The sequence below is a fragment of the Pseudomonas sp. FIP_A4 genome (genome assembly GCF_036701605.1).
GTDB classification, from domain to species: domain Bacteria; phylum Pseudomonadota; class Gammaproteobacteria; order Pseudomonadales; family Pseudomonadaceae; genus Stutzerimonas; species Stutzerimonas phenolilytica.
Map to the genome: position 1 here is coordinate 123536 of NZ_JAYDXP010000127.1, position 25814 is coordinate 149349.

At 67.3% G+C, this 25814-nt stretch carries 25 protein-coding genes; 15 read left to right on the forward strand and 10 right to left on the reverse strand.

Translation table 11 applies throughout. The features are described 5' to 3' along the window. Window positions 1–35 precede the first annotated feature (35 nt). The 4 genes from U8L64_RS15995 to mdtD form a co-directional block, all read right to left on the reverse strand. Window positions 36–995, reverse strand: coding sequence for a glucokinase (locus U8L64_RS15995; RefSeq protein ID WP_054094609.1), 960 nt, complete (start codon window positions 993–995; stop codon window positions 36–38). Beyond that, window positions 992–2818 (reverse strand): phosphogluconate dehydratase, encoded by a 1827-nt coding sequence (edd, locus tag U8L64_RS16000; protein WP_333398269.1) that lies wholly within the window; start codon window positions 2816–2818, stop codon window positions 992–994. Before edd ends, U8L64_RS15995 begins: the two co-directional genes overlap by 4 nt. Before the next feature lie 103 nt (window positions 2819–2921). Next, window positions 2922–3182, reverse strand: coding sequence for a hypothetical protein (locus tag U8L64_RS16005; protein WP_054094607.1), 261 nt, complete (start codon window positions 3180–3182; stop codon window positions 2922–2924). A gap of 258 nt (window positions 3183–3440) precedes the next feature. Then, on the reverse strand, window positions 3441–4868 hold the full coding sequence (gene mdtD / locus U8L64_RS16010; RefSeq protein ID WP_333398270.1) for a multidrug transporter subunit MdtD: 1428 nt from the start codon (window positions 4866–4868) through the stop codon (window positions 3441–3443). 278 nt (window positions 4869–5146) lie between these two features. Here mdtD and U8L64_RS16015 point away from each other — a divergent pair, with 278 nt between their 5' ends. From U8L64_RS16015 to U8L64_RS16030, 4 genes are read left to right on the forward strand one after another with little or no spacing between them, the layout of a single operon-like run. Further along, complete coding sequence (locus U8L64_RS16015) at window positions 5147–5680, forward strand: iron transporter (RefSeq protein ID WP_003289031.1); 534 nt, start codon at window positions 5147–5149, stop codon at window positions 5678–5680. A gap of 14 nt (window positions 5681–5694) precedes the next feature. Beyond that, complete coding sequence (locus U8L64_RS16020) at window positions 5695–6021, forward strand: cupredoxin domain-containing protein (protein ID WP_003289033.1); 327 nt, start codon at window positions 5695–5697, stop codon at window positions 6019–6021. A gap of 16 nt (window positions 6022–6037) precedes the next feature. Beyond that, window positions 6038–6895: an FTR1 family iron permease gene (locus tag U8L64_RS16025; protein WP_077682069.1), complete on the forward strand. Its 858-nt coding sequence runs from the start codon at window positions 6038–6040 to the stop codon at window positions 6893–6895. Next, window positions 6892–8268, forward strand: a complete 1377-nt coding sequence (locus U8L64_RS16030) for a 4Fe-4S binding protein (RefSeq protein WP_333398616.1) — start codon at window positions 6892–6894, stop codon at window positions 8266–8268. Before U8L64_RS16025 ends, U8L64_RS16030 begins: the two co-directional genes overlap by 4 nt. A 21-nt stretch (window positions 8269–8289) precedes the next feature. Here the strand turns inward: U8L64_RS16030 and U8L64_RS16035 are convergent, their stop codons facing one another. Continuing rightward, window positions 8290–8718, reverse strand: a complete 429-nt coding sequence (locus U8L64_RS16035) for a DUF192 domain-containing protein (RefSeq protein WP_333398271.1) — start codon at window positions 8716–8718, stop codon at window positions 8290–8292. Window positions 8719–9091: 373 nt separating this feature from the next. On the opposite strand from U8L64_RS16035, the gene U8L64_RS16040 reads away from it, so the two are divergent. The 4 genes from U8L64_RS16040 (at window position 9092) to U8L64_RS16055 (ending at window position 13867) form a co-directional block, all read left to right on the forward strand. Beyond that, window positions 9092–10483 carry a GntP family permease gene (locus U8L64_RS16040; protein ID WP_156715343.1) on the forward strand — a complete coding sequence of 464 codons (1392 nt, stop codon included), beginning with the start codon at window positions 9092–9094 and terminating at the stop codon, window positions 10481–10483. 25 nt (window positions 10484–10508) lie between these two features. Further along, entirely contained in the window at window positions 10509–11279 is a 771-nt protein-coding gene (locus tag U8L64_RS16045; RefSeq protein ID WP_138300426.1) for a 3-hydroxybutyrate dehydrogenase, read from the forward strand. A 111-nt stretch (window positions 11280–11390) separates the two neighbouring features. After that, on the forward strand, window positions 11391–12971 hold the full coding sequence (locus U8L64_RS16050; protein ID WP_333398272.1) for a thymidine phosphorylase family protein: 1581 nt from the start codon (window positions 11391–11393) through the stop codon (window positions 12969–12971). Beyond that, window positions 12971–13867, forward strand: a complete 897-nt coding sequence (locus U8L64_RS16055) for a ribose-phosphate pyrophosphokinase (RefSeq protein ID WP_333398273.1) — start codon at window positions 12971–12973, stop codon at window positions 13865–13867. The genes U8L64_RS16050 and U8L64_RS16055 overlap by 1 nt, the downstream gene beginning before the upstream one ends. Before the next feature lie 99 nt (window positions 13868–13966). Here the strand turns inward: U8L64_RS16055 and U8L64_RS16060 are convergent, their stop codons facing one another. The 4 genes from U8L64_RS16060 to U8L64_RS16075 all read right to left on the reverse strand — a co-directional run bounded on the left by U8L64_RS16060 (window position 13967) and on the right by U8L64_RS16075 (window position 16476). After that, a complete protein-coding gene (locus U8L64_RS16060) occupies window positions 13967–14749 on the reverse strand; it encodes a DNA-formamidopyrimidine glycosylase family protein (RefSeq protein WP_234302799.1) in 783 nt (260 codons plus the stop codon). Window positions 14750–14816: 67 nt separating this feature from the next. Then, window positions 14817–15701 carry an RluA family pseudouridine synthase gene (locus U8L64_RS16065; RefSeq protein ID WP_333398274.1) on the reverse strand — a complete coding sequence of 295 codons (885 nt, stop codon included), beginning with the start codon at window positions 15699–15701 and terminating at the stop codon, window positions 14817–14819. 75 nt (window positions 15702–15776) lie between these two features. Continuing rightward, window positions 15777–16046: a PepSY domain-containing protein gene (locus U8L64_RS16070; protein WP_333398275.1), complete on the reverse strand. Its 270-nt coding sequence runs from the start codon at window positions 16044–16046 to the stop codon at window positions 15777–15779. A 76-nt stretch (window positions 16047–16122) separates the two neighbouring features. Further along, window positions 16123–16476, reverse strand: coding sequence for a copper-binding protein (locus tag U8L64_RS16075; protein WP_333398276.1), 354 nt, complete (start codon window positions 16474–16476; stop codon window positions 16123–16125). Window positions 16477–16636: 160 nt separating this feature from the next. Here U8L64_RS16075 and U8L64_RS16080 point away from each other — a divergent pair, with 160 nt between their 5' ends. Genes U8L64_RS16080 through U8L64_RS16095 form a run of 4 tightly spaced genes read left to right on the forward strand, consistent with a single transcriptional unit; the run spans window position 16637 to window position 19255 of the window. After that, entirely contained in the window at window positions 16637–16945 is a 309-nt protein-coding gene (locus U8L64_RS16080; RefSeq protein WP_008569787.1) for a PepSY domain-containing protein, read from the forward strand. Window positions 16946–16953: 8 nt separating this feature from the next. Continuing rightward, on the forward strand, window positions 16954–17259 hold the full coding sequence (locus U8L64_RS16085) for a PepSY domain-containing protein (RefSeq protein WP_333398277.1): 306 nt from the start codon (window positions 16954–16956) through the stop codon (window positions 17257–17259). Next, complete coding sequence (locus tag U8L64_RS16090; protein ID WP_043298254.1) at window positions 17259–17924, forward strand: response regulator transcription factor; 666 nt, start codon at window positions 17259–17261, stop codon at window positions 17922–17924. The genes U8L64_RS16085 and U8L64_RS16090 overlap by 1 nt, the downstream gene beginning before the upstream one ends. Then, window positions 17921–19255, forward strand: a complete 1335-nt coding sequence (locus U8L64_RS16095) for a sensor histidine kinase (RefSeq protein WP_043298256.1) — start codon at window positions 17921–17923, stop codon at window positions 19253–19255. The genes U8L64_RS16090 and U8L64_RS16095 overlap by 4 nt, the downstream gene beginning before the upstream one ends. A 9-nt stretch (window positions 19256–19264) precedes the next feature. On the opposite strand, the gene U8L64_RS16100 is transcribed toward U8L64_RS16095, so the two are convergent. Then, window positions 19265–19480: a DUF3509 domain-containing protein gene (locus U8L64_RS16100; protein ID WP_043298258.1), complete on the reverse strand. Its 216-nt coding sequence runs from the start codon at window positions 19478–19480 to the stop codon at window positions 19265–19267. Between the two features lie 333 nt (window positions 19481–19813). Here U8L64_RS16100 and U8L64_RS16105 point away from each other — a divergent pair, with 333 nt between their 5' ends. From U8L64_RS16105 to U8L64_RS16115, 3 genes are all read left to right on the forward strand, one after another. Further along, window positions 19814–20686 (forward strand): helix-turn-helix transcriptional regulator, encoded by an 873-nt coding sequence (locus tag U8L64_RS16105; protein ID WP_054094596.1) that lies wholly within the window; start codon window positions 19814–19816, stop codon window positions 20684–20686. A gap of 169 nt (window positions 20687–20855) precedes the next feature. After that, window positions 20856–22091, forward strand: a complete 1236-nt coding sequence (locus U8L64_RS16110) for an exonuclease SbcCD subunit D C-terminal domain-containing protein (RefSeq protein ID WP_333398278.1) — start codon at window positions 20856–20858, stop codon at window positions 22089–22091. After that, window positions 22088–25732 (forward strand): SbcC/MukB-like Walker B domain-containing protein, encoded by a 3645-nt coding sequence (locus U8L64_RS16115; RefSeq protein ID WP_333398279.1) that lies wholly within the window; start codon window positions 22088–22090, stop codon window positions 25730–25732. The genes U8L64_RS16110 and U8L64_RS16115 overlap by 4 nt, the downstream gene beginning before the upstream one ends. Window positions 25733–25814 lie beyond the last annotated feature (82 nt).

A 25814-nucleotide genomic window follows, 5' to 3' on the forward strand; every position in this document is an offset into this window, starting at 1 on the left:
ATGTTGCTATAACAACATCCCGCCAACACACCCGATCAGCGTGCCAGCGCCTGTTCCAGCGCCACACCGGCACCCTCCAGCCCCGGATAGTCCGCAGTCACCAGCCACACCGGCACATCGCCGAGATAGCCGCTCATGCAGCCCTTGCTGGTAAAGCCGCGGGCGAAACCACTGGCCGCGAAGAAATCGGCGAAACGCGGCACCACACCACCGACGATATACACCCCACCGCGCGCACCGAGCGTGAGCACGTTGTTGCCGGCAACCCGCCCGAGCCACACGCAGAACTGTTCCAACGTCGCCACCGCCACATGATCACCCGCGAGCGCGGCCGCGGTGACCTCGGCCGGCGACGCCAGTCGCGGCGTCAAACCGGCCAGGGCGCAGACCGCGCGGTAGAGCAGCAACAGGCCACCGCCACTGAGCACGTCTTCGGCACGCACATGGCCAAGCTGGGCGAAGAGCATCTGCCACAGCGCCGTCTCATGCGTATCCGCCACGGGCAGGTCGACGTGCCCGCCCTCCCCCGGCAATGCACGCCAGCTGCCACTGCCCAAGGGCATCAACGCGGCGACGCCTAGCCCGGTGCCGGGCCCGATCACCAGCGCTGGCGCATCCGGCTCTGCCTCGCCAGCACAGATTACGCGCCGCCCCGCCTCGCCTATCCGCGTCATGCCCAGCGCCATGGCCGCGAAGTCGTTGATCAGCAGCAGCTCATCCAGCTGCAGGGCACCACAGAAATCCCTGCGCCCCAACCGCCAGTGGTTGTTGGTGAACACGAACTGCTCGCCCTTGACCGGCCCGGCACAGGCCAGGCAGGCCGCACCGACGCTGCCCGGCGCAAGACCGAGCGACGCCAGGTAGTACTCGACCGCCAGCTCGGGCGTGGCGAAATCCGCCGTCGCCAGGACCCGCACCGACTCCAGCCGCGAGTCGCGCCACAACGCGAAGCGCGCATTGGTGCCACCGATGTCACCGACCAGCGCCAGCCTCATCGCAGCACCTCCAGCCCGGCGGTGAACACACTGGCACCCTGTTCCGCCGAACTGAACGCCGCACGCATAAAGCCGAACAGCTCGCGGCCGCAACCCTGCACGTTCGCCGCCGGCGCCGCTGCCGGCAAGCGATCGGCCAGCTCGGCGGCATCCACCAGCACCTCGAGCACGCCGCCCTGGCCATCGACGCGCAGCAGATCGCCATCGCGCAGCCGCGCCAGCGGCCCGCCATCGATTGCCTCCGGGCAGACATGGATCGCCGCCGGCACCTTGCCCGACGCACCGGACATGCGCCCGTCGGTGACCAGCGCGACCTTGAAGCCGCGATCCTGCAGCACGCCGAGATAGGGCGTCAGCTTGTGCAGCTCCGGCATGCCGTTGGCGCGCGGCCCCTGGAAGCGCACCACGGCGACGAAATCACGCTCCAGCTCGCCAGCCTTGAACGCCTCCACCAGTTCCAGCTGATCGGAGAAGATCCGCGCCGGCGCCTCGACCACGCGATGCTCCGGCGCCACGGCGGAGACCTTCATCACCCCACGTCCGAGGTTGCCGCTCATCAGCCGCAATCCGCCCTCGGCGGAGAACGGCCGCGCCACCGGCCGCAGGATGCTTTCGTCCAGACTCGCCGCAGCCCCTTCACGCCAGGTCAGCCGGCCATCTTCGAGGAAGGGCTCCTGGGTATAGCGATAGAGGCCTCGCCCCATCACGGTATGCACATCCTCGTGTAGCAGGCCGGCGTCGAGCAGCTCGCGTACCAGCAGTGCGACGCCGCCAGCGGCATGGAAGTGATTGATGTCCGCCGAGCCGTTGGGATAGACGCGGGCCAGCGTCGGCACCACCTCGGAGAGGTCGGCCATGTCCTGCCAGGTCAGCTGAATGCCCGCCGCCTGGGCGATGGCCGGCATGTGCAGGGTGTGGTTGGTCGAGCCGCCGGTGGCATGCAGCGCGACGATGGCGTTGACCAGCACGCGCTCGTCGACCAGCTCGCCGAGGGACGTGTGGCAGCCCCCCTGAGGCGTGAGCCGCGTGACCTGGCGCGCCGCCTCGATGGTCAGCGCATCGCGCAGCGGCGTGCCCGGATTGACGAAGGAGGAACCCGGCAGGTGCAGGCCCATCACTTCCATCAGCATCTGATTGGTGTTGGCGGTGCCGTAGAAGGTGCAGGTTCCGGGACTGTGATAGGCCTGCATCTCGGCAGCGAGCAGCTCGTCGCGACCAGCCTTGCCTTCGGCGTAGCGCTGGCGCACCGCGGCCTTGTCCTTGTTGGCCAGGCCGGAGGGCATCGGCCCGGCCGGCACGAACACAGCGGGCAGATGACCGAAGCGCAGCGCACCGATCAACAATCCGGGGACGATCTTGTCGCAGATGCCGAGCAGCAGCGCCCCATCGAACAGATTGTGCGACAGCGCCACCGCGGTGCTCATGGCGATCACCTCGCGACTGGCGATGGCTAGCTCCATGCCCGGCTCGCCCTGGGTAACACCGTCACACATCGCCGGCACGCCGCCGGCCACCTGCCCCACCGAGCCGATCTCGCGCAGCGCCTGGCGCAGACGTTCGGGATAGTCTTCGTAGGGCTGGTGCGCCGAGAGCATGTCGTTGTAGGCGGTGACGATGGCGATGTTGGCGGCATCGGGCAGGCGCAGGCGCTGCTTGTCCTGCGCGCCGCAACCGGCGACGCCGTGGGCGAAGTTCGCGCACTGGGCGCCGCTGCGCGCCGGCCCCGCCTCCGCCGTCCCACGAATCAGCGCCAGATAGCGCTCACGGGTTGGGCGACTGCGGGCGATCAAGCGCTCGGTAACGGCGAGGACACGAGGGTGCATGCGGCTGACTCCAGATCATTTTTGTTGGTTTTATACCAATATAAGCCGTATTCAACAACGATCTAGCGCATAAAAAAGTAAATATATTGTTTTTATAACAAGATCACCGGTTCAGCAGTTCGAGCTTTCGACGCAGCTGCGCCGCGTGGGCCTTTTCCGCACGCAGCCCCGCGAAGAACTCGGCCTTCTCCCGCTCAAGGCGCTCGATGATTGCGCCAACGTTCATCAGCAGTTCGCGCAACACACGCAACTCGCTCTGCTGCCGGCGATAGCCGAACCCGAGTGCGCAAAGCGCGATCAGCACTACCAGAACGACACACAGCGACACTCCCATCACCAGCCAGGACATGCTCAGCGCTTCCATCTCTCCACTCCTTGTGCATTGGCAAAACGCCATCTTCGAGCGAGACGATATGTAGTCTCACAAGACAGGTCGATAATGTTTACTTGCACAGGTAAAGGAATGCAGCAGGTTAGCCAGGCCCTGGCGTGCCATCAGGCCCAACCCTGGAAGTCGCCGGCCGGCGGACGGCGCCGGCTGCCGGCATCAACGCCCACGCGTCGGCATACGCACGGATATGTCAGGAAACCGGACAGATGATTGACCGCCGCAGTGCCGTGCCTAGTCGCCCATCGGCAGCGCGCCGCGCCCCTCGCGGGGCTGGCTGCCGTCATGCCGCTTCAACTGCAGGAAAATGCCCGCGCCCGCCAGGCTCATGCCGCCGAGGCAGAGGAACGTCAGCTCGAAGGCATGCAGCACCTCGGCGCCCTGCGCACCCGGCACGGTGAAACCGCCCAGCAGCGCGCCTGCGGTCGCGACCCCGAGACTCATCGACAACTGCACCACCACCGAAAGCAGGCTGTTGCCGCTGCTGGCGTTGGCGTTGCTGAGGCCGATCAACGTCACGGTGTTCATCGCGGTGAACTGCAACGAGTTACCCACACCGATCAGCCCCAGGTGCGCCAGCAGCAACAGGTAGGGCGTATCGGCATCCACCGTCGCCAGCCCGGCGATCAGCATGCCGAGCAGCGCGGTGTTGCCGATCAGCAGGTTGCGGTAGCCCAGGCGGTCGAGCAGCCCCTTGGCCAGCGGCTTGACCAGCATCGCGCCCACCGCCAGCGGAATCATGCTCATCCCCGCCTGCGCCGGCGAGTAGCCCAGCGCGACCTGCAGCAGCAGCGGCAGCAGGAACGGCAATGCACCGCTGCCCAGGCGGGCGAACAGATTGCCGCAGATGCCCACCGCGAAGCTGCGCGTATGGAACAGCCGCGGGCTGAACAGCGGCGCCGGGATGCGTGCGGCACGCAGCCAGTACGCCACCAGGCAGGCAGCGCCGGCGAACAGCAGCACCAGCACCCGTGCGTGCGGCATGTGCAGCTCGCCGAGCCCTTCCAGGGCGATGGTGATCAGCAGCATCGCCGCGCCGAACAGGATGAAACCGAGGGTATCGAAGCGCATCCGCTTGTCCGCGCGGAAATCAGGCATGAAGCGGAACGCCGCGATGCAGCCGATCACCCCGACCGGCAGGTTGATCAGGAAGATCCAGTGCCAGGAGGCGTACTGCACCAGCCAGCCGCCGAGCGTCGGCCCGAGCAGCGGCCCGACCATGCCGGGCAGCGCGATGAAGGTCATCACCCGCACGAACTCGCTGCGCGGGAAGGCCCGCAGCACCACCAGCCGTCCGACCGGCAACATCAGCGCGCCGCCGATGGCCTGCACGACGCGGGCGCCGATCAACTGATCGAGGCTCACCGACAATGCGCAGAGCAATGAGCCGAAAGTGAACAACACCACCGCAGAGAAGAACGTCTTGCGCGTGCCGAAGCGGTCGGCGATCCAGCCGGATGCCGGAATCAGCAGCGCCACGGTGAGCATGTAGGCGATCACCACGCCCTGCATGCGCAGCGGGTCCTCGGCCAGATCACGTGCCATTGCCGGCAGCGCGGTGTTGAGGATGGTGCCATCCAGCGTCTGCATGAAGAAGGCGATGGCAACCAGCCAGGGCAGGACACGGGCGGTGCGGGCGTCCAGAACGGAGGTCGGCAGCATGGCGGGCTCTAGGGCGAAGGGTTCGTCATCTTAGAGGATTCGTCCGGGCAAGGTGCGCCGCGACCGGCGCCCGACGGCCGCAACGCGGTCACCCGCGCGGCGCTGCGACAACCGGACGCGGACCGGCGCCAGCACCCGCCGCTGCTGGGATCCAGGCTGGCAGCAGCTCGCCGAGCGCGCCAGTAACAAAATATTTCTTCGGAAATTGACACGAATCATTATCATTAGAAGCCGCAAGTGCGAGTCTGTTTCCGTACTTATCCCTACCGGAGGCTTCCATGCGTATCCCCGCCACCCTCGCGATCACCACCCTGCTGCTCACCCCGCTCGCCCAGGCCAAGGAGTATCCCATCGGCGAGCCGCAGCAATGCGGTGGCATGGAAGTCGGCGCGGTCTATCTGCAGCCGGTGGAAATGGACCCGGCCGGCATGATGCTCGCGGCGGCCAAATCCGACGTGCACCTGGAAGCGGACATCTCCGCCACCGAAAACAACCGCAACGGCTGGCAGGAAGGCAGTTTCGTGCCGTACCTGAGCATCCACTACACGCTGCGCAAGAAGGGCTCGAGCGAAGTCATCGAAGGCGACTTCCATCCGATGGTCGCCAACGACGGTCCGCACTACGGCGACAACGTCAAGCTGCTCGGCCCGGGCAAGTATCAGCTGACCTACAAGATCCTGCCGCCGGGTTCGGGCCACGCCATGTTCGGCCGCCACGTCGACAAGGAAACCGGCGTCGCCCCGTGGTTCGAAGGCTGCGAGCTGAACTACGAGTTCACCTACGCCGGCATCGGCAAGAAAGGCGGTTACTGAGGCGGAGAAGGCCCATGCGTACATTCCTGCTCGGCGCCCTGCTGCTGACCGGCGCTGCCGGCAGCGCCCAGGCGGCACTGCCGACTTACGAGCTGACCATCCGCGACGGCCACTTCGAACCGGCCTCGATCGAAGTGCCGGCGCGCCAGCGCTTCAAGATCGTGGTGCACAACGCCGGCAGCGGCCCGACCGAGTTCGAGAGCACGCCGCTGCGGGTGGAGAAGGTGCTGTCGCCGGGGGTGACCTCGTTCGTCGTGATCCATCCGTTGAAGCCGGGGCGCTACCCGTTCTTCGACGAATTCCATCTGGACCTTCCCGAAGGCGAGATCGTCGCCAAGTAGTTCGCAGGAGCTAGTCATGGGCCAATCCATGTTCATCGTCTGGCGCGAGAGCGTCGAGGCACTGCTGGTGATCGGCATCCTGCATGCCTGGCTGCGCCAGCAGCCGGGCGCGGGCCACGCGCTGCGCATGCTCTGGGGCGGCGTCGCAGCCGGCCTGGGCCTGGCGGGCGCGCTGGGCTGGGGCGTGCTGCGCGCCGGCGACTGGCTGGCCGGCAGCGGCGGCGAGTGGTTCCAGTGCGGCATGCTGCTGGTGGCGAGCATGCTGATCCTGCACATGGTCGGCTGGATGCATCACCACGGTCGCACCCTCAAGAGCAGCCTGCAGAACAGCGCGGCGCAGCAGCTCAGCCAGGGCAGCGGCTTCGGCCTGCTGCTGCTCGCCATGCTCGCCGTCGGGCGCGAGGGCAGCGAGACGGTGGTGTTCCTCTACGGCATCGGCAACCAGCAGCAGGGCCACGACCTCACCGGCTTCGTCATCGGCGGCGTGCTGGGCTTCGTCCTCGCGCTGCTCAGCTACGCGGCGCTGCAGGCCGGTAGCCGTTTCTTCAGCTGGCGGCGCTTCTTCCAGGTCAGCGAAGTGCTCCTGCTGTTGCTCGGCAGCGCGCTGTTGATGGCCGGACTGGATCGTTTCAGCGGCCAGCTGATGGGCATGGACGTGCCGGAGCAGTTCTACAGCTTCTTCGGCGATCCGCTGTGGGACACCTCGGCGTGGCTGGACGACGGCAGCGCGTTGGGCAGCACCATCGCCGGCCTCACCGGTTACCGTGCGATGCCGTCGCTGGCCGCGGCGCTGACGCTGCTGCTGTACTGGCTGGCGGTGTGGACCTGGCTGCGCCCGGCGCGGCCGGTGGCGCTGGCGACGAGGCCGGCATGATCGCCCAGGCGCCCTGGCTGGCGCGCGTCGGTGACTGGCTGCGTGAGCACGCCAGAATCATCCGCGCGGTGCAGTGGCTGGTGGTGGGGTTCTACCTGGTGCTGCTGGTGATCCCCGCCGTGCTGCCGCTGCCGCCCGCCCAGGCGGGCATGCTCGACAACCTCACGCTGCTGGCGCAGTTCGTCTTCTGGGGCCTGTGGTGGCCGTTCGTGCTGCTGTCGATGGTGCTGTTCGGTCGCATGTGGTGCGGCGTGCTCTGCCCGGAAGGCTCGCTGAGCGAGTGGATCAGCTGGCGCGGGCTGGGCCGCGGCACGCCGCGCTGGATACGCTGGGGCGGCTGGCCGACCGTGGCGTTCATTCTCACCACCGTCTATGGCCAGCTGATCAGCGTCTACGACTACGCCCAGGCCGCGCTGCTGATCCTCGGTGGTTCCACCGTCGCGGCGATGCTGGTGGGCTACCTCTACGGACGCGGCAAACGCGTCTGGTGCCGCTACCTGTGCCCGGTCAGCGGCGTGTTCTCGCTGCTCGCGCGCCTCGCACCGCTGCATTACAAAGTCGATGAACAGCGCTGGCTGGAAAACAGCGGTCCGCACCTGCCTACCCCCAACTGCGCGCCGCTGCTGGACATCCGTCGCATGCAGGGCGCCAGCGACTGCCACGCCTGCGGCCGGTGCAGCGGCCAGCGCGGTGCGGTGCAGCTCAGCGCCCGCTCGCCGAACCAGGAAATCCTCATCGTCGGCAACCAGCCGCAGCACAGCCACTGGGACAGCACCCTGCTGCTGTTCGGCATGCTCGGCCTGGCGATGGGCGCCTTCCAGTGGACAGTCAGCCCGTGGTTCATCGCCCTCAAGCAGGCCGCCGCCGAATGGCTGGTCGATCACGATCTGTTCTGGCCGCTGGAAGCCGATGCGCCCTGGTGGCTGCTGACGCACTATCCGCAGGTCAACGACGCGTTCAGCTGGCTCGACGGCGCGGCGATCCTGGCCTACATCGGCGGCAGCGCCGTGCTGCTCGGCGGCGCACTGTGGCTGCTGGTGCAGGCGGCCGTGCGACTGATGGGACGCAGCGGCAACGTGTTCCACCATCTGGCGCTGAGCCTGACGCCGCTGGGCGGCGCGGGGCTGTTCCTCGGTCTTTCCGCGACCACGGTCAAGCTGCTGCGCTACGAAGGCCTGCTGCTGAGCTGGGTGCCGCTGGCACGCGCGGCGCTGCTGGTCGGCGCGATCATCTGGAGCCTGTACCTGGCCTGGAAGGTCATCGGCCGCCACGGCGCCAACGGCCTGCGCCGGCTGCTGGCATTCAGCTGCATGAGCGGCGCCGCCGCGTTGATCGGCTATGGCTGGTGGCTGCAGTTCTGGGGCTGGAACTGAGACGCGCGACCGGCATCCGGCTCAGCGCCCCGACAGCGGCGCGTTGCCAGGAATGCCCTGCACCGGCGTGCCGAGCCCCAGCGCCCGCTCGGTGAACCAACCGCGGTTGGTTTCCAGCGCGTAGCGCGCCGGTGCCTGGGCGCAACGCATCTCCCGGCTGAACGGCTCGAGGTCGATCAGGTCGACGATCACCCCCCGCTCATCGAGGAACGCCGCGGACAGCGGCAGCGGCGTGTCCTTCATCCACAGGCAGTTGTGCCGCACCTCGTCGAAGCGGAACAGCATGCCGCTGTCGGTGGCCAGCTCGCGGCGCCCCATCAGGCCGAGATGGCGCTGCTCGGCGGTCACCGCGTACTCGGCAGACAACTCATGTTCCCCCAGGCGCAATGCCAGCGGTTCGGCCGCCTGTACCAGCGGCGCCAGCAGCGACAACACAAGCGCAACACGCATCGAACATCCTCCCAAACCCGTAACGAATCGGCCGTGCCTGCCGACGCCAGCATCCATCGCAGCGCGGCCGATAATGGCCAGCATAGCCAGTGCGCAGACGCCCTGCGCCGCCCGCACCGGCCAGCGCATGTCCATCACGGCGGACACATGGGTCCAGCCCGGCGGACATCAAGACCTGTCCGGATAACTGAACACTTGACTGAAAAGCCAGCCGGATCAAACAGTTAGCGATCTGGCACGGAACTCGCTAAACCGTCCGGGCGGCATCGTCCGCACGCCGAACAATAACAACAACATGCCTGTCACCGCCGCGAGACTCCCGAATGCCCCGGCAGCATCCGATCGCACGGCAACAGGTCAGGAGATCGTCCCGATGAGCGTCGTCATCGCCCTTGCCGCACTGGCTCTGCTGATGCTGGCTGCATACCGCGGCTACAGCGTCATCCTCTTCGCCCCCATCGCCGCCCTCGGTGCGGTGCTGCTCACCGATCCATCCGCCGTGGCCCCGGCCTTCACCGGCGTGTTCATGGAGAAGATGGTCGGCTTCATCAAGCTGTACTTCCCGGTATTCCTGCTCGGTGCCGTGTTCGGCAAGTTGATCGAGCTGTCCGGTTTCTCGCGCTCGATCGTCGCCGCGGCGATCCGCCTGCTCGGCACGCGTCAGGCCATGCTGGTGATCGTGCTGGTCTGCGCGCTGCTGACCTACGGTGGGGTTTCGCTGTTCGTCGTGGTGTTCGCCGTGTACCCGTTCGCCGCCGAGATGTTCCGCCAGAGCGACATGCCCAAGCGGCTGATCCCGGCGACCATCGCGCTCGGTGCGTTCAGTTTCACGATGGATGCCCTGCCCGGCACCCCGCAGATCCAGAACATCATTCCCACCACCTTCTTCGGCACCACGTCGTGGGCGGCGCCCTGGCTGGGTGTGATCGGCACGCTGTTCGTGTTCAGCGTCGGCATGTTCTATCTGCATCGCCAGCTGCGCAAAGCCAAGGCGCGCGGCGAAGGCTACGGCACGGAGCTGCGCAACGAGCCGGAGACCGCCGAGGACATCGCCCTGCCCAATCCCTGGCTGGCACTGTCACCGCTGATTCTGGTGGGCGTGGCCAACCTGCTGTTCACCCGCTGGATTCCCGAGGTCTACGGCAAGACCCACAGCCTGCAACTGGCCGGCATGGCGCAGCCGGTGACCAGCGAAGTGGCCAAGCTGACCGGCATCTGGGCGGTGCAGGCGGCGTTGCTGCTGGGCATTCTGCTGGTGTTGATCTGCGGCTTTCGCGCGATCAAGGCCAAGCTCGCCGAAGGCACCAGGACCGCGGTCGGCGGCGCCCTGCTGGCGTCGATGAACACCGCGTCGGAATACGGCTTCGGCGCGGTGATCGCCTCGCTGCCAGGCTTCCTGGTGCTGGCCGACGCGCTGAAGAGCATCCCTAACCCGCTGGTCAACGAAGCGGTCACCGTCACCCTGCTGGCCGGCATCACCGGCTCGGCCTCGGGCGGCATGAGCATCGCCCTGGCGGCCATGTCCGACACCTTCATCGCCGCCGCCAATGCCGCCAACATCCCGCTGGAGGTGCTACACCGAATAGCGTCGATGGCGTCCGGCGGCATGGACACCCTGCCGCACAACGGCGCGGTGATCACCCTGCTGGCGGTGACCGGCCTGACCCACCGCGAGGCCTACAAGGACATCTTCGGCATCACCCTGATCAAGACCCTGGCGGTGTTCGTAGTGATCGGCGTGTTCTACGCCACCGGAATCGTTTGAGCCCGCGCGGCGAGGAGAACAACACATGAATCTGCAAGGCAAGACCGCCCTGGTCACCGGCTCCACCAGCGGGATCGGCCTGGGCATCGCCCTCAAGCTGGCCGAGGCCGGCGCCAACCTGGTCCTCAACGGCTTCGGCGACGTCGACGCGGCGCTGGCGGCGGTCCGCGCATGCGGCGGGCAGGCCATCCACCAGCCGGCCGACGTGAGCGATCCCGAACAGATCGCCGCAATGTTCGCCGCGGCCGAGCAGCAGTTCGGTGGCGTCGACATTCTGGTCAACAACGCCGGCATCCAGCACGTCGCACCGGTGGAGCAGTTCCCGGTCGAGCGCTGGGACGCGATCATCGCCATCAACCTGTCGTCGGCCTTCCATACCACGCGGCTGGCGCTGCCGGGCATGCGCCAGCGCGGCTGGGGGCGCATCATCAACCTCGCCTCGGTGCACGGTCTGGTGGGGTCGGCGCAGAAGGCCGCCTACGTGGCGGCCAAGCACGGGCTGGTCGGCCTGACCAAGGTGGTGGCGCTGGAAACCGCCACCACGGCGATCACCTGCAACGCCATCTGCCCCGGCTGGGTGCTCACGCCGCTGGTGCAGCAGCAGATCGACGAACGCGCCCGCGCCGATGGCGACACCCAGCGCGCGCGCCACGACCTGCTGGCCGAGAAGCAGCCGTCGCTGGATTTCGTCACCCCTGCGCAGCTCGGCGCACTGGTGCTGTTCCTCTGCAGCGAAGCCGGCGAGCAGGTGCGCGGCGCGGCGTGGAACATGGACGGCGGCTGGGCCGCGCAATAGCCGCTTTTCGCTGACCTGCGACAACGTCGTGGCGGGCCAGGCCCGCTGCGGCTTGGCAAGCGCCCGGCGGCTGAGGCTAGATAGCCAGCATCTCCCAGCGAAAGTCCGCGCATGACCACCATTACCAGCGAAACGCCGAACAGCGGCAAAGCTCCGGTGCACCTGGCACTGCGCCGGGTCGCCATCGACACCTACCGTGAGAACGTCGCCTACCTGCACCGCGATTGCGCGGCCTGCCGCGCCGAAGGTTTCCAGGCGCTGGCCAAGGTCGAGATCCGCGTCAACGGCAAGCGCATCCTCGCCAGCCTCAACGTGGTGGACGACTCCACCATCGTCGGCTGCAACGAACTCGGGCTGTCCGAGGACGCCTTCGCCCAGCTCGGCGCGGAGCCCGGCGTGCCCGCGTCGATCTCCCAGGCCGAGCCGGCACCCTCGATCCCCGCGCTGCACCGCAAGATCGCCGGCGAGCGCCTGCGCCGCGAGGACTTCCACGCGATCATCCGCGACATCGCCGAGCACCGTTACTCGAAGATCGAACTGACCGCCTTCGTCGTCGCCTGCAACCAGGGTGAGCTGGACCGCGAGGAGGTGTACTTCCTCACCGACGCGATGATCCAGGTCGGCCGCCGCCTCGACTGGCGCGAGCATCCGGTGGTGGACAAGCACTGCATCGGCGGCATCCCCGGCAACCGCACCTCGATGCTGGTGGTGCCGATCGTCGCCGCCCACGGCATGCTCTGCCCGAAGACCAGCTCCCGGGCCATCACCTCGCCGGCCGGCACCGCCGACACCATGGAAGTACTGGCCAACGTCGAGCTGCCCTTCGAGCGCCTCTGCGAGATGGTCCGCGAGGAACGCGGCTGCCTGGCCTGGGGCGGCAGCAGCGATCTCTCCCCGGCCGATGACGTGCTGATCGCCGTCGAGCGGCCGCTGTCGATCGACTCGCCGGGACAGATGGTCGCCTCGATCCTGTCGAAGAAGATCGCCGCCGGTTCCACCCATCTGCTGCTGGACATTCCCATCGGCCCGACCGCCAAGGTGCGCTCGATGGCCGAGGCGCAGCGCCTGCGCAAGCTGTTCGAGTTCGTGGCCACGCGCCTGGGCCTGACCCTGGACGTGGTCATCACCGACGGTCGCCAGCCGATCGGCAATGGCATCGGCCCGGTGCTGGAAGCGCGCGACGTGATGCAGGTGCTGCAGAACGACCCGGCGGCGCCGATCGACCTGCGTCAGAAGGCGCTGCGCCTGGCCGGACGCATGCTCGAGTTCGATCCCGATGTGCGCGGCGGCGACGGTTATGCCATTGCCCGTGACATCCTCGACTCGGGGCGGGCGCTGAAGAAGATGCACTCGATCATCGCCGCGCAGGGCGCCAAACCCTTCGACCACAACCAGCCGCCGCTGGCACGGCTCAGCTTCGACGTGCTCGCCGACCGCGACGCCGTGGTCACCGGCATCGACAACCTGCAGCTGGCGCGCATCGCCCGGCTGGCTGGCGCGCCGAAGGTACAGGGCGCCGGCGTCGACATCCTGCGCAAGCTCGGCGAACCGGTGCAGGCCGGTGACTGTCTGTATCGCGTTTACGCGGATTTTCCCGCCGACCTCGCCTTCGCCCGTCAGGCCACCGAACGCGCCAGCGGCGTCAGCCTCGGCAGCGCCGAGCAGGTCCCAACCGTATTCGTGGAGTTCTGATGCAAAGCCAGCTGCTGTATTTCGATGACGAGCGCGCCGCCGCCCTGCGCCTGGCCGAAGCCTGTGGCCTGCCTGCGGCGCAGATCGAACGCCACCGTTTCCCCGATGACGAGCTGCGCCTGCGCCTGCCGCTGGCCGAAGGCGACACCATCGCCGAACAGCTGGTGCTCTACCGCGGCCTCGATCATCCCAACGAGAAGCTCGTCGAGCTGCTGCTGGTCGCCGGCGAGGCTCGCCGCCTCGGCGCCAAGCGGCTGATCCTGGTCACGCCTTACCTCGCCTACATGCGCCAGGACATCGCCTTCAATCCGGGCGAGGTGGTCAGCCAGCGGGTGATTGGCCAGCTGCTGGCCGGCCAGTTCGATGGTCTGATCACCGTCGACCCGCACCTACACCGCGTCGCCACCCTGCAGGAAGCGGTGCCGCTGGCCGATGCCGTCACCCTCTGCGCGGCCCCGGCGCTGGCGCGACTGATCGCCGAGCGGCATCCCGATGCCCTGCTGATCGGCCCGGATGCCGAGGCGCTGCAATGGATCGAAGCGGCGGCCGCCGAACATGGTTTCGACTACGGCGTGTGCCGCAAGGTACGCCACGGCGATCATCAGGTGGACATCGCCCTGCCCGATCTGACGTTCGCCGGACGCCCCGTGGTGCTGCTCGATGACGTCGCCAGCTCCGGGCGCACCCTTGCCGAGGCCGCGCAGAAACTGCTGGCCGCCGGCGCCGCCTCGGTGGACGTGGCCGTGACCCACGCGCTGTTCGCCGGCGATGCGCTGCAGGTGATCCGCGCCGCCGGTGTCGGGCACGTCTGGAGCACCGATTGCATCGCCCATGAAAGCAACGCGGTGTGCATGGCACCGCAGCTGGCCGAGGCGCTCAGGCCGCTGCTGCGCTGACGCAGGGTGGAAAACGCGCGCAGCGCTTTTCCACCGGAACCCGGCTAACCACCTCGGCGGCGGATCAACCGCGTGGACAAGGCTGCGCCGTTGTCCACCCTACGCCTCATCCAAGGCCCTCGGTTCGTCGGCGCCGACCTGCGCGGAATCGCCGTAGCGCTTCTGGCAGCGCTCGCAGAAGAACGCCCGGCGCCGGCTGCGCCCCAGTTCTTTCACCTTCACCAGCGCAATCCGGCAGCGCACGCAGGTGCGCTTGCCGTGCGCCAGCCAGTTGGCCTTGAGCACGCCGGCCCGCTTCCAGTCGAGGAACTGGAAGCTGTAGGTACGCGCCTCGCGCACCAGTTCGCGTAGCTTGGCCGGCGGCAGTTCGCCGATCAGCGACAGCGGGTGCACGCGGATGCGGTAGAGCACCTCGTTCTTGATGATGTTGCCGGAGCCGGCGAACAGCGTCTGGTCCAGCAGCGCATCACAGGCCAGCAACCGCGGGCGTTCGCGCAAGCGCTTGAGCGTCGTGCGCGGGCTCCAGGCCTCGCTCATCACATCCATGCTCCAGTCGTACGTCGCATCCAGCGGCCCGTCGATGAACTGCACCGAACAGGCATAGAAGTTCAGCTCGCCGTTGGCGAAGCCGAGGCTCAGGCGCGGCGTGGAGTCCTTGCGCTCGTTGATGCGGTAGCTGCCGAACAGCAGCAGATGGATGCGCACGGACACATCCTCCAGTTCGATCAGCAGATGCTTGCCCCAGCTGTGAAAGCCACGCACCACCTGGCCGGCCAGCCGTGCCTTGTCCACCTTGGCACTGCCTTCGGCGCGCTCGATGCGTTGACCGGTGAACGCCGCGACTTGCTCGCGGAGAATGACGATGGATGGACCTTCGGGCATGGAGGCACCAGTGGCTGGCCTGTCTCGGTTGAGACTCGCCCCGGCGCTGAAGGTGCGTCCGCCGCCGTCACCACTCCAGCTGCAGGGTGCTCTCGAACTCGCGAGGTTCACCACTCAGTGGATCGCGAAAGCGCAATCCGCGCGCCAGTAGCTTGAGCGGCCGCGCGTAGTCGTCGGCCTCGCGCGCGCAGCGTTCGAGCAACTCGGGATAGAACGGATCGTTGCAGATACCGGCACCGAGGGTCGCCATGTGCAGACGCAGCTGATGCTTGCGCCCGCTGATCGGCGTCAGCCCGTAGCGCCAGAGATCGCCGCGGCGCTCGAGCACCTCGATCAGCGTTTCGCTGTTGGGCTCGCCCTCGCCTTCGCGCATGAGGAAGAACGGCTCGCCGGGCACCATGCGCAGGCGCCGACGCAGCGGAAACTCCACCTGCGGTAGCGCCGGGCAGATCGCCTCGTAGCGCTTGGCGATCTCGCGCTCACGGAACAGCGCCTGATAGGCGCCGCGGCTGTCGCGATTGGCGGAGAACAGCACCAGCCCGGCGGTGAGGCGGTCGATGCGATGAATCGGCACCAGCTCATCGTTGCCCAGGCGCTTGCACAGACGCGCCAGCAGGGTTTCGTTGACGTATTCGCCGGCCGGCATCACCGAGAGAAAATGCGGCTTGTCGGCCACCACCAGATGCTCGTCGACGTGCAGGATGCGCTCCTCGAACGGCACCGGCGTCTCGTTCGGCACCTCGCGGAAGTAGTGGATGCGCAGGCCGGCCCGGTAAGGCTGGTCGAGCATAATCGGCTGCATGGCGGCGTCCAGCACGCGCTGGCGGTTTATGCGGTCGACCCAGATTTCACGGTCGATGGCCGGGAAGTGCGCGCACAGACAATCGAGCACGCTGCGCCAGTCGCCCTGGGGCAGGTGCAGCGTGCTCGGTCGGGAATGGGAGGCGGACATGATGCGCGGCGCGGTAGTCGGGGGTGCAGATGATACCCGCTGCGCGCGCCGCGCGATGGCTGGATGCGGCTGGAATCACTCCTGCTTGTCGCGAGTCACTTCGCCGGTCTTGCCGTCGATGCTGAACTCGTACTTCTTGCCATCCTGCTTCATGCCCTCGCCTTCCCAGCCATCGTCGTCGGCCTCGATGCCGTACAGCTCGGTGTAGCCGGCGGCCTTGGCCTTCTCCACAGCCTGCTCGAGGGTGATCCAGTCGGCGCCCGGCTTGTCGGCGGCAATCGCGACGGCGGAACCCGAACCGAGAACGGCGATGGCCAGGGCGGCGGTGAGTTTTTTGTTGTACATGGCGCTCTTCCTTCAGTAGTGACGGACACTGAATCCGAGCCCAACCGCCGCGCCGAAGTTCAACCGGCGCGCCCGGCTAGCGTTTGCGAATCGTGACGATGCGCGGGTCCATCTCGCCGTTGGTGAACTCGAATTCCACCGCATCGCCGACGGCCAGGCCCTCGAGCTGCTGCGCGTCGATGCGAAACGGCATGACCATCGCCGGCCACTTCAGCTCGACCACCGGGCCGAGGGCGATGGTCACGCTGCCCTGCGTCGCGTAGATGGCGCGCAGCGTGCCGCTGGCGTGGTGCGTGACTTCGGCTTCCAGGCTGCCGCTCGCGGCGCTGTCGTCGATGGGCGGCGGCACGGTCTCGGGTTTGAGCAGGTCTTCGGCCAGCGCCGGCTGCGTCAGGCAGAGGGCGGCGAGGGTCGCGACGAGGTAGTTCATGATCGGGCTCCAGTGACCGAGGCAACAGCAAGCCTAGTCCTTGCGCCTGCGCCCGCCCTCGCCCGAACGATGCAAAAAACCGCCGTGGATGACATTCAGTTTCATTTAAGCCAGGGCGCATAACCTGTGAACCGTCGAAACCAACCACAGGAATCCAGACATGAAAACCCTGACTACTCTGTTCACCGCTGCCACCCTCGTCTTCGGCGCCAACCTGGCCATGGCCAAGGACCTGGGCCCGGACGAAGCCCTGAAACTGCGCGACGCCGGCACCATCCAGTCGTTCGAGAAGCTCAACGAAGCGGCGCTGGCCAAGCACCCGGGCGCTACCATCGAGGACACCGAACTGGAAGAAGCCTACGGCCGCTACGTCTATCAGCTTGAACTGCGCGACGACAAAGGTGTGCAATGGGACGTAGAACTCGACGCCAAGACCGGCGAAGTACTGCAGGACCAACAGGACGACTGAAGCCAGCCATGCGTGCCCCTCTCCTCATGACGCTCCCCTTGGCACTGCTGCTCGCCGCCAACCCGGCGGCGAGCCGCGACCTGGATCAGGACGAAGCCCTGCGCTTGCGTCGGGACGGCCTGATCCAGCCGCTGGAAAACCTTCTGCAGCAGGCGTTGCAGCGGCATCCCGGCGCCAGCCTGCTGGAAGCCGAACTGGAGGAAGAGGACGGCCGCTATGTCTACGAAATCGAACTGCTGACCCGCGACGGCGTGGCTCGCGAACTGGAACTCGATGCGCGCGACGGCACGCTGCTCAAGGATGAGGTGGACTGATGCGCCTGCTATTGGTCGAAGACAGCGTACCGCTGGCCGACGAACTGACCGCCAGCCTCACCCGTCAGGGCTATGCCATCGACTGGCTGGCGGACGGTCGCGACGCCGACTACCAGGGCACCAGCGAACCCTACGACCTGATCATTCTCGACCTCGGCTTGCCCGGCAAGCCGGGGCTGGAGGTGCTGCGCGACTGGCGCGCACGCGGCCTCGCCACACCGGTGCTGATCCTCACCGCGCGCGGCTCCTGGGCCGAGCGCATCGAAGGGTTGAAAGCCGGCGCCGACGACTACCTGACCAAGCCCTTTCACCCCGAGGAACTGCTGCTGCGCATCCAGGCGCTGCTGCGCCGCGCGCATGGCGTGGCCAACCAACCGCTGCTACAGGCCGGCGGCCTGGCGCTGGACGAAGCGCGCCAGAGCTGTCGCAAGGATGGCCAGGAGATTGAGCTGACTGCCGGCGAATTCCGCCTGCTGCGTTATTTCATGCTGCATCCCGGCCAGCTGCTGTCCAAGACGCAGCTGACCGAGCACCTATACGACGGTGAAACCGAGCGTGACTCGAACGTCATCGAGGTGCACATCAACCGGCTGCGCGGCAAACTCGGCCGCGAGCTGATCGAAACCCGCCGCGGCCAGGGCTACCGCTTCGGCAGTGCGCCTTGAAATCGATTCAGCGCAGTCTCAGCTTCGGTCTGGTGGCGATCCTGGTGATCGTCGGTCTGCTGCTGTTGCAGACCAGCCTGTGGCTGTTCGAGGCCGGCCTCAAGCGCAGCTTGGAAACCGACCTGCGCGAGGAGGCCGAAGGGCTGCTGATCGCCGTGGTGCGCGGCCCCGACGGCATTCAGCTCGACACCAAGCGGCTCAACCCACGCTACCACCGGGCCTTCTCCGGGCACTACTTCCAGATCGAACTGCCGGGTCGCTTGTGGCGCTCGCGCTCGCTGTGGGACGCCGCTCCGGCATGGCCAACCGAGCCCGGCATGGCCGCGGACCTGCTCGACGGCCCGCAGGAGCAGCGCCTGCTCGCCTACCGCGCCGAGTATCAGCGCGACGGCCAGCCGATCGTCATCGCCGTGGCGCAGGACTACACGCCGATCCTCGACAGCTTCGCCCGCGTGCGCCTGAGCGGCCTGGGCCTGGTCGGCGTGGCGCTGCTGGTGTTCCTGCTGCTGCAACGCTACGCGGTGAGCCTGGCACTGCGGCCGCTGGAGCGCGCCCGCCAGCAGATCGCCCAGCTGCAACAAGGCCAGCGTCAGCAGCTCGAAGGCAACGTGCCACTGGAGCTGCAACCGCTGGTCGAGCAGATCAACCATCTGCTGCAGCACACCGACGACACCCTCAAACGCTCACGCAACGCCCTGGGCAACCTCGGCCATGCGCTGAAAACACCGCTGGCGGTGCTCGGTAGCCTGGCCCAGCGCAATGAACTCGGCGCGCATCCCGAACTGCAGGCGGCGCTGCAGGAACAGCTCGCGCAGATCCAGCAGCGCGTCAGCCGCGAATTGGGCCGTGCACGCCTGGCCGGCGACGTACTACCCGGCGCGCATTTCGATTGCGACGTCGAGTTGCCCGCGCTGTTCGACACCCTGGCGACCATCCACCGCGCCGATCTCGACCTGCGCTGGCAGGCACCGGCAAGCTGCCGCCTGCCGTGGGACCGCGAGGACATGCTGGAACTGCTCGGCAATCTGCTGGACAACGCCTGCAAATGGGCCGGCCACACCGTCACGCTGAACATCACGCGCAGCGCCAGCGACTGGCAGATCGAAGTGAACGACGACGGCCCCGGCATTCCCGCGCCGCTGCGCTCCAAGGCAATGAGCCGCGGCATGCGGCTGGACGAAGCAGCACAAGGGCATGGTCTGGGATTGGATATCGTCGGCGACATCATCGCCGCCTGGCGCGGCAGCTGGGAGCTGGGCGAAAGCCCGTTGGGTGGCCTGCGGGTGACGATTCGTCTGCCGGCCGCGCAGCCACCGGGCCGTAGCGGCTGACGGCGCACCTCAGCCCGAGCGGGCCAGCTCGTTGCGAATGTCTTCGAGCAGCGTCTCGACCAGCAGAGTGTTCTGCACCTGCCGCCCGGCAATCACGCGGATCGCCTCGACGCCATTGATGGGATAGGACACCCGTACCAGCAGTTGTCCATCGGATTGCGGCTCCACGCGCGTGCGGTATTGCGCGGAAAAATTCTCTGCCAGGTGGCGCGACATCGTTTTCATGCAGCATCTCGACACGGGTAGCCTGCAGACAAAGACCACGTGTTCTACTCGGAATCTCCCGCCACTCATCGGGAAGCCGCGACCACTCGTTCAACTGTCACCTAACGGCTCTAGGCGGGTGCTATCCGCCCTCGCGCTCGGCATATGCCAGCCAGGCCAGAAGCACCATCGCGACCAAGGCGACGGATGACATTCCCACGGCTTGCCACAACAGACTCATCGCGACCTCCTCGGCTGAATCGGCTTGAATCACGCCCCGAATATATGTAGCGTCCGACGACACGTCGAGCATGCAGACATAGGCATGTAAAGTTTTCGAACGGAACCGCCGCCATGAAAAGGGAACAATCGCTCAGCCATATCCGCTGGGACCTCGCCCTGCGCTACCGCCTGATCGAGACGGTCGCCTGGTGGGAAGGCCGCCTGACCACGGGCCATCTGATGCAGAGCTTCGGCATCAGCCGGCAGCAGGCGTCGAAGGACATCAACACTTATCTGAACGAGCATGCGCCGAAAAACCTGACATATGACCGTCACCTGAAGGGCTACAAGCCGGCGAAGAACTTCCGCCCACGCTTCATCGATGCCAGCGCCAGCGCCTACCTGCACCTGCTCGACCAGAACCGCATGCGCGCGCCGCACATCGAAGGCCTGGCGCTGGCCTATGCGCATACCGAGGTCCTGCAGGTGCCCGACCGCAGCATTCGCCCGGAAGTGCTGCGGCCGATCCTGCAGGCCTGCCGCGAAGGCCTGCGGCTGGAGACCGAATATGTATCGCTGGCCAACCCGGCGGTGGAAATCCGCGTGATGGCGCCACACACGCTGGTGTACACCGGCATGCGCTGGCACGTGCGCGCCTACTGCGAGAAGAACCGCGAATACCGCGACTTCGTCCTCAGCCGCTTTCGCGGCGAGCCGGACCTGATGGACGCAAGCGAACACACCCGCGAGCAGGACGAGGCGTGGAACACGCCGGTGACGGTGCTGATCGAGCCGGATGCGCGCCTGAGCCCGGCACAGAAGGCAATCATCGAGGTTGACTACGGCATGGCCGACGGCCAACTGCCGGTGGAGACGCGCGGCGCGCTGGTGCAGTACGTGCTGCAGCGCTTCGGAATCGATCCGAATACGGTGCAGGCGAATGCGGCGGCGCAGCAGCTGCAGGTGGGGAATCTGCAGGCGTTGAAGGGGTGGTTGTACTCGTGAGGGGCTGGCTTGGCTCGGCAGCGGCCACAAAGTGCGCCCTGGACGGCGCGTCATTTTTTCCTGTCGTGAAAGTGGCCGTAGGAAAGTGCCCCACCGCACTCCACAACCAAATCACGCCCCGGCCCAACGCCGCGGCGCTCCCCCTTCGCTCAGCAAGAGCCCAGAGCCCATGCGCCTGATCCACACCTCCGACTGGCACCTCGGCCAGACCCTCCACGGCCAGGACCGCGACCACGAACACGTGCAGTTCCTCGCCTGGCTGCTCGACCAGCTGGTAGCCCACCGCGCCGACGCCCTGTTGATCGCCGGCGACGTGTTCGACACGGTCAACCCGCCACTCAAGGCCCAGGAGCGCCTCTACGACTTCATCGTCCGCGCCCACGAAAAGCTCCCGCAGCTGGACATCATGATGATCGCCGGCAACCACGACTCGGGCGGGCGCATCGAGCTGCCGGCGCCGCTGATGAAACGCCTCAATGCCCATGCCGTCGGCCGCATCAGCTGGGTCGCCGAGGGCCAGCTGGACCACCGGCGGCTGCTGGTGCCGCTGCACGACGCCGCTGGCAACACCGCCGCCTGGTGTCTCACCCTGCCCTTCCTGCGCCCGGCCGAGGTCACCGGAATGGCGCTGGGCGACGACTACATGGCCGGCATTCGTCAGGTGCATGAACGCCTCATCGCCGCCGCCGAGGCCGTGCGCCAGCCCGGCCAGGCGCTGGTTGCCATGAGCCATGCGCATATGGCCGGCGGCGCGGTGTCGGAAGAGTCCGAGCGCAATATCGTCATCGGCAATGCCGAGGCCCTGCCGGCCAGCCTGTTTCCCGAGTCCGTCGCCTACGTCGCCCTCGGCCACCTGCACAAGCCGCAGCAGGTCGCCGGGCAGGCCCGCATCCGCTATAGCGGCTCGCCGCTGCCGCTGTCCTTCGCGGAGGTCAATTACCCGCACCAAGTGCTGCTCGTCGAGCTCGATGGCGAGGCCCTGAAACAGGTCGAAAGCCTGGCGGTGCCGCGTGCGGTGGAGATGATCCGCATCGGCCGCGCCCCGCTGGCCGAGGTGATCGCCGCGCTGGAGGCGCTGCCGCCCACCGGGCTGTTCGACGACAACCTGCCCTGGCTGGAGGTACGCGTGCTGCTCGACGAGCCGCTGCCGGACCTGCGCCAGCGCATCGAAACTGCGATAACCGGCAAGGCCTGCCGACTGGTGCGCATCGCCAGCGAGTACGCCGGCAAACGCGGCGAGACGGAATCGGACGTGCTGCTCGGCCTCGACCAGATCACCCCGCAGGAGCTGTTCGCCCGCGCCTGGGAAGAACAGTACGGCAACCCGGCAGACGAGCAGGCGCTGGACGATTTCGCCACCCTGCTGCAACGGGTCGAGTTCGCCCATGCGGAGGACGACCGATGAGAATCCTCGCCATCCGCCTGAAGAACCTCGCGTCGCTGGCCGGTGAGCAGGTCATCGATTTCACCGCGGAACCCCTGGCCAGCGCCGGGCTGTTCGCCATCACCGGGCCCACCGGCGCCGGCAAGAGCACCATTCTCGACGCCCTGTGCCTGGCGCTGTTCGGCAGCACGCCGCGACTCGACAGCGTTTCGCCGCTGAACAAGGTGCCCGACGTGGAAGCCGAGATCGGCGGTGGCGACGAGCGCAACCTGCTGCGCCGCGGCTGCGGCAGCGGTTACGCCGAGGTCGATTTCGTCGGCGTCGACGACCACCGCTACCGCGCACGCTGGGAGGTCAAGCGCGCCCGCGAGAAGATCGACGGCCGCCTGCAGGCCAGCAGCCAGAGCCTTACGGATATCGACAGCGGCACGCTCCTGGCCAGCGGCAAGAAACGCGAATTCAAGGAGCTGCTCGAAGCCCGCCTTGGGCTGACCCTGGCCCAGTTCACCCGCGCCGTGCTGCTGGCCCAGAGCGAGTTTTCCGCCTTCCTCAAGGCCGACGACAACGAGCGCGGCACTCTCCTGGAAAAGCTCACCGATACCGGTCTCTACAGCCGCCTGGGCCAGGCCGCCTTCGAGGCCGCCAAAGAGACGAAGGAAGGCCTCGCCCGCTTGGAGCAGCAAGCCGGCGGCTTGCAGCCATTGGAGCCCGAGCAGCGCGAGGGTCTGGAGAAGGAACACCAGGCGCAGCTCGATGCGCTGAAAGCGCTGCAACAGCAGCTCAAGGCGCTCGAAGCCCAGCGGCAATGGCTGGCCGAACTGCAGCGGTTGCAAGCCGAGCGCGATGCCGCTCAGCAGCAGCTACAGGACGCCGAAGACGAGCGCGAAAACCTCGCCGAGGCCCGGCGCATCCTCGACCTGTTCGAGCAACTGGCGCCGCAACGCCATCGTTTCCTGCGACTGCAGGATCTCGGCCCGCTGCTGGACAAGGCCGCCGACAGCCTGGCGCGCCTGCAGCATGAGGAACAGGCCGTGCAGCAGCGCCTGGCCGAGCTGCAGAGCCAATGCAGCGCCGCCAGCGAGCAACTGCGTTCGGCCGAACAGGCGCGCCAGGATGCCGAGCCGCGGCTCGTCCAGGCGCGCCGTGAAGAAGAACGCCTGCAGCATTTGAACGCCGACCTTGCCGCGATCCGCGAAGAAAGCGTACAGGCCGATGCCGCGGCCAGCGCCGGCGCGGCAACGCTCAAACAGCTCGAGCAGCAGCAACAGCGCACCGCCGAACAGCTCGCGGCGCTGGCACAGCCACTCGAAACGAGTGCAGCCCTGCAACCACTCTGTGCGGCATGGGACGGTTACCGTCCGCGTCTGCAACAGGCCGTCCAGCTGGCGGCACGCTTGCAGCAAGGCCAGCGCGAGCTCCCCGCGCTGGAAGCGCAGGCCCAGGCCGCCGAAACCCAGCAGAATGTGGCCCGCGAGGCACTGGACAACTTGCAACGCGAGCGCGACAGCGACGTCGGGCTGGCCGAACAGCTGGCCCGGCTGCATCGACAGCTCGACGACTGGCGCCAGGCCGAGCGCGAAACCGATGCGCTACAGCAGCTCTGGGCGCAGCAGCTGACGCTCGTCGCCAGCCAGCGCGAACTGGCCGACGCCGCCACCGTCCAGCAGACCGAGCTGGACAACCTTGTCCCGCTGGGCAAACAGGTCCGCATCGATCGAGATGCGGCCGAGCAGGCGCTCACGGTCACCCTTGCGCTGCTCGAACGCCAGCGTCTGGCACGCAGCGAGAATGTCGAGGCGCTGCGCGCGGCGCTGATCCCCGGCGAGCCCTGCCCGGTCTGCGGCAGCCACGAGCATCCCTGGCAACAGACCGATGCGCTGGTCGCCAGCCTTGCTCGGCACGATGACAGCGAGGCCGAGCGCGCGCGTCAGGCACTACAAGAACAGGACCAGCGCCTGCAGGAGCTGCGCGATCGCCATGTCGCGCTCAGCACCCAGTTGCGCCAGACCCAGCAGCGCCAGAGCGAAGTCGACGCGCAGCTGCAGGCCCTGGCGCCGCACCTGCTCGCCCTGCCTGCGCACGCACGATTGCTTGAGCAGCCTGAAGCCGAGCGTTCGCCATGGTTGGAAACGCAGCTGACGACACTCAAAGGCCAGATCACCAGCGCCAGCCAGCGTCAGCAGCAATTGCTCGCCCTGCAACAGCGCAGCGAAACCCTGCAGCAAGCCTGGCAGACCGCGCGCGAGGCCTGTGTCGAGGCGACTCAACAGCTCGCGCGCCAGCGCGATACCTTGGCCCGCGACAGCCTACAACTCGACGAGGAGCTGGCGGCCTTTGCCGAACTGCTGCCCGTCGAGCAACTGCAGCGCTGGCGCGAAGATCCGGCGCAGACCTTTATGCAGCTGGACGCCAGCATCGCCACGCGATTGCAGCAACTGCAGACGCAAGCCGAGCTGGCCGAGGAGCTACGCCAGTGCGAGCAGCGCCGCAGCGACGAACAGCTGCAGCAGCGCCATCGTCAGGAGAAACAGGCAGGCTGCAGCGCGCGGCTGGCTGAGCGCGAAAAGCTTCTGCTCGCCTGCCAGCAGGCGCTGCGGACCAGCCTTGGCGAGCATGGCAGCGCCAGCGCCTGGCAACAGCAGCTGGACGCAACCATCCAGGCTGCGCGGCAAACCCAGGCCGAGATCGACCAGCAACTCAACGAGAGCAAACTTGGCCTGACGCGCCTGCACAGCGAGCAACAGAACTGTCGCCAGCGCCACGCCGAATTGCAGCAGGAACGCGACGCGCTGAACGCGGAACTGGACGCCTGGCGCGCCGCCCATCCGGCGCTGGACGACACCACCCTCGCCCAGCTGCTGCAGATGGACGACGCGCTGCTGGCCGAGGCGCGCCAGCGCCTGCAGCAGAACGCCGAAACCCTGACCCGCTGCCGCGAACGGCTGGATGGCTGCCTCAATCGGCTGGCCAGCCACCAGCAGCAACAGGCCGAGGCGCCGGAAGCCGAGCAGCTGCAACAGGCACATGCCGAACAGCTGCAGCGCTGCGAACAGGCCGAGCAGCGCTGCGCCGAAACCCGGGCCGCGCTGCTCGACGACGACAAGCGTCGTAGCCAAAGCCGGGCGCTGCTGGCGCAGATCGACGCCGCGCGGGCCGAGCATCAGCGCTGGGGCCGCATCGCCGCCTTGATCGGCTCGAGCGACGGCGGCGCCTTCCGCAAGATCGCCCAGGCCTACAACCTCGACCTGCTGGTGCAGCACGCCAACGTGCAGTTGCGCCAGCTGGCGCGGCGCTACCGGCTCAAGCGCGGCGGCAGCCCGCTGGGGTTGCTGGTGATGGATACCGAGATGGGCGACGAGCTGCGCTCGGTGCATTCACTGTCCGGCGGCGAGACCTTCCTCGTCTCGCTGGCGCTGGCGCTGGGCCTGGCCTCGATGGCCTCGAGCAAGCTCAGGATCGAGTCGCTGTTCATCGACGAAGGCTTCGGCAGCCTTGACCCCGAGTCGCTGCAGATAGCCATGGACGCACTGGATTCGCTGCAGGCCCAGGGCCGCAAGGTGGCGGTGATCAGCCACGTCGCGGAGATGCACGAGCGCATTCCGGTACAGATCCAGGTGCAGCGCCAGGGCAACGGCCAGAGCGCGCTGAAGATCGTCGGTTGAGGTGCGCTGGCGCGGCAGGCCGGCTAAGTTTCGCTTAAGTTTCGCCGTCTAGAATCACCCTCCGTTACCCCTACGTGGAGCA